General features: G+C 76.7%; 1 protein-coding gene and 1 pseudogene. Both read left to right on the forward strand.

Annotation, left to right across the window (positions count from 1 at the left end; genetic code table 11):
• Nucleotides 1-19 precede the first annotated feature (19 nt).
• Nucleotides 20-358: pseudogene (locus MKK52_RS02500) on the forward strand (ethanolamine ammonia-lyase light chain EutC).
• Nucleotides 339-490 (forward strand): ethanolamine ammonia-lyase light chain EutC (locus MKK52_RS02505; RefSeq protein WP_409564610.1); only part of this gene is annotated, 152 nt, incomplete at its 3' end. The pseudogene MKK52_RS02500 and the gene MKK52_RS02505, both read left to right, overlap by 20 nt.

Consider the following 490-nt stretch of genomic DNA (forward strand, 5'->3'; position numbering starts at 1 on the left):
CGCTGACCGAGCCGAATACCTGCGCCGCCCGGACAGGGGCCGCACGCTCCATCCCGAGTGCGACGCCGTCCTGGACGAGGCCGGGACGGGCTTCGACCTCGCCATCGTCATCGCGGACGGGCTCTCCGCGACGGCAGTTGCCCTCAACGCGGGGCCGGCGGTGACGGCGCTGACGGCGGGAGCGTAGCGGGCCAGCGGGAGCCGCGCGCCCCGCGCCATCGCCACCCAGGGGCGGGTGGCGCCCGGCGATCCCGTGGGAGCGCGGCGGAAGGCGCGGGCGGTCGTTGTGCGGACCGGCGAGAGGCCCGGCCTCGCGGCCGGGGACAGGCTCGGGCGGGGTGTGCTCGAACGGCGCTGACCGAGCCGAATACCTGCGCCGCCCGGACAGGGGCCGCACGCTCCATCCCGAGTGCGACGCCGTCCTGGACGAGGCCGGGACGGGCTTCGACCTCGCCATCGTCATCGCGGACGGGCTCTCCGCGACGGCAGT

It is taken from the genome of Methylobacterium sp. J-067, from assembly GCF_022829465.1.
Lineage (GTDB): Bacteria > Pseudomonadota > Alphaproteobacteria > Rhizobiales > Beijerinckiaceae > Methylobacterium > Methylobacterium litchii.